This window comes from Rhodococcus sp. 2H158 (genome assembly GCF_053764755.1).
Genome location: NZ_JBSNCE010000041.1, coordinates 31,997 through 42,039 on the forward strand (window position 1 = coordinate 31,997; position 10,043 = coordinate 42,039).

Annotated in this window: 1 protein-coding gene; it reads left to right on the plus strand. The window is 71.4% G+C overall.

Annotated elements, in window-relative coordinates; translation table 11 throughout:
• Window positions 1-111 precede the first annotated feature (111 nt).
• The coding region (locus ACWPOB_RS26810; RefSeq protein ID WP_455402679.1) for an amino acid adenylation domain-containing protein at window positions 112-10,043 on the plus strand (9,932 nt) is incomplete at its 3' end.

Below are 10,043 nucleotides of genomic sequence, written 5' to 3' on the forward strand. Positions count from 1 at the left end.
GATAATCGAACATCGACTGTCGTCCGACCCCGTGGGCACCCAGGTGGCCACGGGGTCGACGGAGCGCGCACGACTGTGTGCGACACGCAGAGGTATCGGAGGATGAAGTAGATGGCTGAAGGCACGTCGGGCAAGCAGGCGCTGACGATCGCAGACCTGCCCCGGTTGCTGGCCGGAGTCGTGGACCGCGAGCCCGACCGCGTCGCCCTCGCCCACGGTGACACGCAGCTGACCTACAGCCGGCTCCAGCAGGAGATCGCCACCCTCGACGCCGCGATGGGGGGCGTGCTCGGCATCGAGGCGCTGGTCCCGGTCGTGCTGTCCAACCTCGCGCCCGCGCTCCTCGCCGACGGCGGGCTGCCCACCGTGCTCGACCGGCTCCTCGCCGACGCCGCGTCCGTCCTCGGCGACGCCGCGGCCGCCCCCGCCGGCCCCGACCTCGGCACCCTCGCGGGCCGCTTCGACGCCCAGGTCGAGGCGACCCCGGACGCGGTCGCCCTCGAGTTCGACGGCGAGACCCTGACCTACGCGGAGTTCGACGCCCGCGTCAACCGGCTCGCGCGGCACCTGATCGGGCTCGGCGTGGGCCCGGACGCGCGCGTCGGCCTGTCGATGCGGCGGTCCTTCGACCTGCTCGTCGGCATGTACGCCATCGTCAAGGCCGGCGGGGCCTACGTGCCGCTGGACCCGGATCACCCCGCAGACCGCATCGCCTACGTCCTCGACACCGCCGAACCCGTCGCGGTGGTCACCACCGCCCGCGACCGGGTGGACCTGCCCGGATCGGTGCCCGTGGTGCTCGTCGACACCCTCGACCTCGCGGACGTGTCCGCGGACCCGGTGCGCGACGATGAGCGGCTCGGCCCCCTGACCGCCGGCCGTCTCGCGTACGTCATCTTCACCTCCGGCTCCACCGGCCGCCCGAAGGGTGTCGCGGTCGAACACCGGGCCATCGTCGCGAACATCGCCTGGCGACAGGCCGAGTACGGGCTGCGCGGCGACGACGTCGTGCTGCAGAAGACGCCGTTCACGTTCGACGTGTCGGTGTGGGAGTTCTTCTGGCCGCTGCAGGTGGGAGCGCGCCTGTCGATCGCGCGGCCCGACGGCCACCGCGACCCCGCCTACCTCGCGCAGACCATGATCGAGCGCCGGGTCACCGTCGCCCACTTCGTCCCGTCCATGCTCGCGGTCTACCTCGCCGAGCCCACCGCCGCGGCCGTCACCTCGCTGCGGTACGTCTTCGCCTCGGGTGAGGCGCTGCCCGCGCAGACCGTCGCCCGATTCCACCGGATCTCCACGGCCGGGCTGCACAACCTGTACGGCCCGACCGAGGCCGCGGTCGACGTCACCTACTACGAGACCCACGGCGACGACACCGTCGTCCCCATCGGTGCGGCCGTCGCCGACACCGACCTCTACGTCCTCGACGAGGGCCTGCGACCCGTTCCGCAGGGTGTCGAGGGAGAGCTGTACCTCGCGGGCATCCAGCTCGCGCGCGGCTACCTGCGCCGACCCGACCTGACCGCGGACCGCTTCGTCGCCGACCCGTTCGGTGCGCCCGGCGACCGCATGTACCGCACCGGTGACCTGGTCAAGTGGAACGCCGACGGCCTGATCGAGTACGTCGGCCGCACCGACTTCCAGGTCAAGCTGCGCGGCCTGCGCATCGAGCTCGGCGAGATCGAATCCGCCCTGCTCGACCATCCCGGGGTCCGGCAGGCGGTCGTCGTCGTGCACTCCGACGAGACGCTCGGCGACCACCTCGTCGGCTACCTCGTCACCGGCGGCGAACCGATCGACCGCACCGAACTGGCCGCGGCCGTGCGCCGGCGGCTGCCGGACTTCATGGTGCCGTCGCTGTTCGTCGAGCTGACCGAGTTCCCTCTCAACGCGTCGGGCAAGCTCGAGCGCAGGGCCCTGCCCGAGCCCGACTTCAGTTCTCTGGCAACCGAATACCGCGCACCGAGCACTCCCACCGAGGAGGCGGTCGTCGCGGCCTTCGAGAGCGTGCTCGGCGTCGAGCGTCTCGGCGTCGACGACGACTTCTTCGCCCTGGGCGGCAACTCGCTGAGCGCGACGCGCGTCGTGGCGCGGATCAACGCCGACCACAAGGTCCGCATCGACGTGCGGGAGTTCTTCGACGCCCCGACCGCCGCGCAGCTCGCCACGCTCGTCGACGCGGCGATGGCCGCCGGCGACTCCCACCGGCCGCCGCTGGTGCCGCAGGTGCGGCCGGAGCGGGTGCCGCTGTCGCTGGCGCAGCGGCGGATGTGGTTCCTCAACCGCCTCGATCCCGGCTCGGCGGTCAACAACATCACGGTCGCACTGCGGCTGTCCGGGACGCTCGACGTCGACGCGCTCCGGGCGGCCGTGTCGGACGTGGTCGCGCGGCACGAGGTGCTGCGCACCGTCTACCCGGAGACGGAGGGGGTCGGCTACCAGCAGGTGCTGCCGGCCTCCGGCGTGGAGCTGGACCTCACGCCGACGAGGGTGACCGAGTCCGAGATCGTGTCGACGGTGTCGGACACCGTCTCGGCCGGGTTCGACGTCACGGCCGAGGTGCCCGTTCGCGTCCGTCTGCTGCAGCTGTCGGACACCGAGCACGTGCTGGTGCTCGTGGTGCACCACATCGCAGCGGACGGGTTCTCGATGGGTCCGCTCACGCGGGACGTGATGGTCGCCTACGATGCCCGTACCCGGCACGAGGCACCCGCCTGGGAGCCGTTGGCTGTGCAGTACGCCGACTACGCCATCTGGCAGCGGCAGGCCCTCGGTTCGGAGGACGATCCGCAGTCGGTCGTCATGCAGCAGATCGAGTACTGGGCGCGCCGTCTCGACGGTGTGCCCGAGCGGCTGGACCTGCCGACCGACCGGCCCCGGCCCGTCGTCGCCACCAACCGGGCCTCGGTGCACGCCTTCACCGTCGACGAATCGGTGCACCGGGGTCTCGTCCGGCTGGCGCAGGACACCCGGACGACGCCGTTCATGGTGGTGCACGCCGCCCTGGCGGCCGTCCTCGGCCGCCTGTCGGGCTCGGCGGACGTCACCATCGGCACGCCGATCGCCGGTCGCGGTGAGCAGGAACTCGACGACCTGATCGGCATGTTCGTCAACACTCTGGTGCTGCGCACCGAGGTCGAGCCGGGCGAGCCGTTCACCCGGCTCCTGGCGCGCGTGCGCGAGTCCGACCTCGCGGCGTTCGGGCACGCGGACGTCCCGTTCGAGCGGCTCGTGGAGGTGCTCGATCCGGTCCGGTCGCAGTCCCATCACCCGCTGTTCCAGGTGATGCTCGCGTTCCAGAATCTCGAACAGACCACCCTCGAGCTCGGCGACCTCGCGATCAGCCCGGTCACCGCGAATCTCGAACAGTCCCAGTACGATCTGTCGTTCATCTTCGTCGAAACGGTCGACGAGGACGGCGAGCCGGGTGGCCTCGCCTGCGACCTGCGGTACGCCACCGATCTGTTCGACGAGGCGACGATCGCCTCGTTCGTCCGGCGGTTGCTGCGGGTGCTCGGGACCGTCGCGGCCGAGCCGGCGCGGGCGGTGGGCGACGTCGAGTTCCTGTCGGAGCCCGAGCGGCGGGCGCTGACGTCGGTGCACGGCGCGCCGGCCGAGCCCGGGGGAACGCTGGACGAGATCCTGTCCGCCGCCGCCCGGCGCGATCCCGGCGCCGTGGCCCTGCGGTTCGACGGCCGTTCCGTGTCGTACGGGGAGCTGGATGCGGCGTCGTCGCGCCTGGCGCGGCTGCTGATCTCCCGCGGCATCGGACCGGAAGATCGTGTGGCGCTCGCCGTTCCGCGGTCGGTCGAGTCGGTCGTCGCGCTGTGGGCGGTCGTCAGGTCCGGAGCGGCGTTCGTCCCCGTGGACCCGACGTACCCGGTCGAGCGGATCGCGTACATGCTGTCGGATTCGGGTGCGGCGCTGGGTATCACATCGGCCGAATCCGTCGGCGCGCTGCCGGGCACGGTGTCCTGGCTGGTGCTCGAGGAGGCGGTCGAGGCCGGCTCCGGGCTGCCGTCGGGACCGGTGTCCGACGCCGAGCGCGTGCGCTCGCTGCTTCCGGCGCATCCGGCGTACGTCATCTACACCTCCGGCACGACGGGCACACCGAAGGGTGTCGTCGTCGCGCATGCCGGCGTGGTGAACTTCTGTGCCGAACAGGTGGAACGGTATTCCGTCACCGCCGACTCCCGGACGTTGCACTTCGCGTCGCCGAGCTTCGATGCGTCGGTCCTCGAACTGCTGCTGGCGTTCGGCGCGGGCGCGACGATGGTCGTCGCGCCGACCTCCGTGTACGGCGGCGCCGAACTCGCCGGCCTGCTGGCGGAGGAAGCGGTCACCCATGCCTTCGTGACCCCCGCCGCCCTCGGCTCGGTGGATCCTTCGGGCCTCGACTGCGTCCGCGTGGTGATCACGGGCGGCGAGGCGTGCTCCCCGGGCCTGGTGGCGCGCTGGGCGACGATCCTGCCCGACGGGTCGCGCCGCGCATTCTTCAACGCCTACGGTCCCACCGAGTCGACGGTGGCGTCGAACATCAGCGACGCGTTGCTGCCCGGTGATCCGGTGGTGATGGGCGGCCCTGTCCGCGGCATGCGGGTGCTCGTTCTCGACGACCGGTTGCGGCCGGTGCCGGTCGGCGTCCCCGGCGAGCTGTACCTGGCGGGAATCCAGGTGGCCCGCGGGTATCTGGGCCGGGCCGGGCTGACGGCCGAGCGGTTCGTGGCCGACCCGTACGCCACCGACGGAAGCCGGATGTACCGCACCGGTGACGTGGTGCGGTGGTTCGGCTCTCCCGGGGGCGAGGCGGCAGGTGTGGTCGAATACGTCGGCCGGGCCGACGACCAGGTGAAGATCCGCGGCTTCCGGATCGAACTCGGTGAGATCGAGGCGGCCCTCGCGCGGTGCGCCGGTGTCGCCCAGTCGGTCGCGACGGTGCGCCGCGACGGGCAGCGTGGTGAGCAGCTCGTCGGGTACGTCGTCCCCGAACCGGGCACCGAACTCGACGGCGCCGCCGTCAGGGATTCCGTGGCGCAGTTCCTGACGAGCTACATGGTGCCGCATGCGGTGGTGGTCCTGGACTCGATCCCACTGACGCCCGGCGGCAAGCTCGACCGGCGTGCACTGCCGGAACCGGAGCAGGAGGCCCGCGTCTTCCGGGCGCCGACCACCCCGGTCGAGGAGATCGTCGCGCGGGTCTTCGCCGACGTCCTCGGCGTGGAACGCGTCGGGCTGGACGACGACTTCTTCGAACTGGGCGGCAACTCACTCGTCGCCACGCAGGTCATCTCCCGTCTCGGCGCGGCGCTCGGCGCCACGATTCCGGTGCGGACGCTGTTCGAGGCGTCCGGGGTCGCCGCCCTGGCCGCGCGCCTCGAGCAGGCCGACTCCTCCGGCAGCCGAGTGCCGTTGGTGGCGCGGACCCGACCGGAGCGGGTCCCGCTGTCGTTGGCGCAGCGCCGGATGTGGTTCCTCAACCGGTTCGAACCGGACTCCGCGGTGAACAACATCCCGCTGGCGATCCGGCTGTCCGGACTGCTGGACCGGCACGCGCTGCAGGTGGCGGTCGCCGACGTGCTGGCCCGTCACGAGTCCCTGCGGACGGTGTACCCGGACGCCGACGGGGTGGCGTACCAGCAGGTGCTGCCGACCTCGCGGGTGATTCCCGATCTGTCGCCGATCCCGGTGTCCGAGGCCGAGCTGCTCGGCGAGGTCCTGACGATGGCCTCGGCCGGCTTCGACGTGTCGACGCAGGTGCCGTTCCGGGCGCGGTTGTTCGAGGTGTCCGCGACCGAGCATGTTCTCGTCCTCGTCGTGCACCACATCGCGGCCGACGGCTTCTCCATGGGGCCGCTCACGCGTGACGTTGTGGTGGCGTACTCGGCGCGGGCCACCGGTGGGGAGCCGGAGTGGGAGCCCCTGCCGGTGCAGTACGCCGACTACGCGTTGTGGCAGCGGGAGGTTCTCGGATCGGAGGACGACCCGGACTCGGTGATCGCGAGCCAGGAAGCGTACTGGACCGGCGCGCTCGCCGGGCTGCCCGAGCAGCTCGACCTGCCGTCGGACCGGCCCCGGCCGGCGTTCGCATCCAATGCGGGTGCGGTGCATGAGTTCTCGCTCGGGCCGGAACTCCATGCCGCGATCGGACGGGTGGCGCGGGAGCGTAACGTCACCCCGTTCATGGTGGTGCACGCGGCGCTGTCGGTGCTGCTGGCGCGGTTGTCGGGCACCGACGACATCGCCATCGGCACCCCGGTGGCCGGCCGCGGCGAGCAGGAACTCGACGACCTGGTCGGCATGTTCGTCAACACCCTGGTGCTGCGGACCCGGGTCGAGGGCGGGGAGTCCTTCGAGGACCTGCTCGCGCGGGTACGCGGGACCGACCTCGACGCGTTCGCGCACGCGGACGTGCCGTTCGAGCGGCTGGTGGAGGTGCTCAATCCCGCCCGGTCGACGGCGCGGCACCCGCTGTTCCAGGTGATGCTGTCCTTCCAGAACCAGGCGATGGGGTCCCTCGAACTGCCGGGCCTGACCGTCTCGGGCCTCGACTTCGACGCCGCGACCGCCCGGTTCGACCTGCAGTTCTCCCTCGCCGAAACGGCCGCCGAGACAGCCGACTCCGCCGGATACGCGGTCGGGATCACCTATGCGACGGATCTTTTCGATGCGTCGACGGTGGCGGGGTTCGCGGGGCGGTTCGTGCGGGTGCTCGAGGAGGTGGTGGCGGATCCGTCGGTGGCGGTGGGCGACCTGGAGATCCTCGAGCCGGTGGAGCGGTCGCGGGTGCTCGAGGTGTGGAACGACACGGCGCGGGCGGTGCCGTCTGGGACGTTGGTGGAGTTGTTCGAGGAGCGGGTGCGCCGGTCGCCGGAGGCGGTGGCGGTGGTGTTCGGGGACGAGTCGTTGACGTACGGCGAGTTCGCCGGGCGGGTGCGCCGGTTGGCGCGGCATCTGGTGTCGTTGGGGGTGGGGCCGGAGTCGCTGGTGGGGTTGGCGATGCGCCGGTCGGTGGATCTGCTGGTGGGGATGTACGCGATCGTGGAGGCCGGGGGCGGGTATGTGCCGTTGGATCCGGATCAGCCGGTCGAGCGCAACGGCTACATCCTCGAGGTGGCCGCGCCGGTGGTGGTGTTGACCACGACGCGGGACGGGTTCGAGGTGCCGGGGGAGAGGTCTGTCCGTGTCCTGGCGGTCGACGAGCTGGACGTCGCTGCGCTGTCGGACGCGCCGTTGACCGATGCGGACCGGACGGGGGCGTTGCGGCCGTCGAACACGGCGTATGTGATCTTCACGTCGGGGTCGACGGGCCGGCCGAAGGGTGTGGGTGTCTCGCATGCGGCGATCGTCAATCGTCTGGTGTGGATGCAGGGGCGGTACGGGCTGACCGTCGAGGATGTGGTGTTGCAGAAGACGCCGTTCACGTTCGATGTGTCGGTGTGGGAGTTCTTCTGGCCGTTGCAGGTCGGGGCGCGGCTGGTGGTGGCGGCGCCGGACGGTCACCGCGACCCGGGTTATCTCGCTGCGGTCATGCGCGCACAGTCGGTGACCGTCGCGCACTTCGTGCCGTCGATGCTGGCGGTGTTCGTGGCCGAGTCCGCGGTCGGCGGGATCTCGTCGTTGCGGTACGTCTTCGCGTCCGGTGAGGCCCTCGCCGCCGCCGTCGCGGCCCGGGTGCGGTCGGTGCTGCCGGGTGTGAGCGTGCACAATCTGTACGGGCCGACCGAGGCCGCGGTGGACGTGACGTTCCACGAGGTGACCGACGCGGACGGGGTGTCGGTGCCGATCGGTGCGCCGGTGTGGAACACGCGGGTGTATGTGCTCGACGCGCGGTTGCGCCCGGTCCCGGTGGGGGTGGCCGGGGAGCTGTACCTGGCCGGGGTGCAGCTGGCCCGCGGCTACGTCCGTCGGGCGGATCTGACGGCCGACCGGTTCGTCGCGTCGCCGTTCGGCGCGCCCGGGGAGCGGTTGTACCGCACGGGCGACCTGGTGACGTGGACCGAGGGCGGCGAGCTCGAGTACATCGGGCGCACGGACTTCCAGGTCAAGCTGCGCGGCCTGCGCATCGAGCTGGGCGAGATCGAGGCCGCGCTCGTCGAACACACCGAGGCGGCCCAGGCGGTCGCGATGGTCCGCAACGAGCAGCTGGTGGCGTACGTCGTTCCCGCGGCCGGGACGTTCGACGACACCCTCGCCCGCCGTGCCCTCGAGGCGCACCTGCCGTCGTACATGGTGCCGTCGGCGTTCGTGGAACTGGACGCCCTGCCGCTGAACGCGTCGGGCAAGCTGGACCGCAAGGCGTTGCCGGAGCCGGTGTTCGAGGTCAAGGCGTTCCGCGCCGCGACGACTCCGGTGGAGGAGATCGTGGCGGGTGTGTTCGCCGAGGTGCTCGGTCTCGACCGGGTGGGCCTCGACGACGACTTCTTCGCCCTCGGCGGCAACTCGCTGATCGCCACGCAGGTGGTCTCGCGGATCGGTGCGGCGCTCGATGCGTCGGTGCCGCTGCGGCTGCTGTTCGAAACCTCCACCGTCGAAGCGTTCGCCGCGGAGGTCGGCCGCCAGATCGGTACCGGCGCCCGGCGCCCGCTCGAGGCGGCACCGCGTCCCGAGCGGCTGCCGCTGTCGCTTTCCCAGCAGCGTTACTGGTTCCTCAACCAGTTCGACACCTCCTCCGCGGTGGACAACATCCCCTTCGCGGTGCGGCTCCAGGGTGAGCTCGACCTGGCCGCGATGCAGGCGGCGGTCCGCGACGTGATCGGCCGGCACGAGATGCTGCGCACCTACTACCCGGACCCGGACGGCGAGCCGCACCAGATCGTGCTCCCCGTGGACGACGCGCTGCCCGACCTGACGCCGTACGACGTCACCGAGGACGACCTCACCGGCGAGATCGTCGCGTTCATGTCCACGACCTTCGACGTGACACGGCAGGTACCGGTGGCGTCGCGGATCTTCCGGATCACCGACTCCGACTATGTCCTGGCGTTCGTCGTGCACCACGTCTCCGCCGACGGCGCCTCCATGGCCCCCCTCGCGCGCGACGTCACGATCGCCTACGAGGCGCGTTCCCGCGGCGAGGCGCCCGGGTGGGAGCCGCTGCCCGTGCAGTACGCGGACTACGCGTTGTGGCAGCGTGACGTCATCGGTTCGGAGGGCGACCCCGACTCCGTCGCCGCCGGGCAGGTCGAGTACTGGAAGCGGACCCTGGCCGGTCTGCCCGACCAGATCGATCTCCCGGCCGACCGGCCGCGGCCCCCTCGCCAGAGCTTCCGCGGCGACTCGCTGCACTTCACCGTCGACGCCGACGTCCACCGGGGCCTGCAGGAGCTGGCGCGCCGGCACAACGCCACGCTGTTCATGGTGATCCACGCCGCCCTGGCGACCCTGATGGGCCGGCTGTCGGGCACCGACGACGTCGCGATCGGCACGCCGATCGCGGGCCGGGGCGAGCGGGTGCTCGACGATCTGATCGGCATGTTCGTCAACACGCTGGTCTTCCGCACCCGAGTGCAGTCCGACGTCGCGTTCGACGAGTTCCTGGCCCAGGTGCGCGAGACGGACCTGGGGGCGTTCGCGAACGCCGACGTGCCGTTCGAGCGCTTGGTCGAGGTGCTCAACCCCGTGCGCTCGACGGCCCGCAACCCGCTGTTCCAGGTGGGCCTGTCCTTCCAGAACCTCGCGCAGACGAAGCTGGAGCTGCCGGGGCTGACCGTCTCGCCGACGAACTTCGAACTCGAGCTCGCCAAGACCGACCTGCAGCTGACGGTCTTCGACCGCTACGACGAGGACGGGACGCCCGCCCGCATCGACGCGACGTTCACGGGTGCGACGGACCTGTTCGACAAGGGCACCGTGGCCGGCTTCGCGGAGCGGTTCGTGCGGGTGCTCGAGGCGGTCGTGGCGGATCCGTCGGTGGCGTTGGGTGATATCGAGATTCTCGAGGTGGCCGAGCGGGTGCGGGTGCTCGAGGCGTGGAACGACACCGGTCGTGAGGTCGGGGGTTCGGCGACGCTGGTGGATCTGTTCGACGAGCAGGTGCGGCGGGC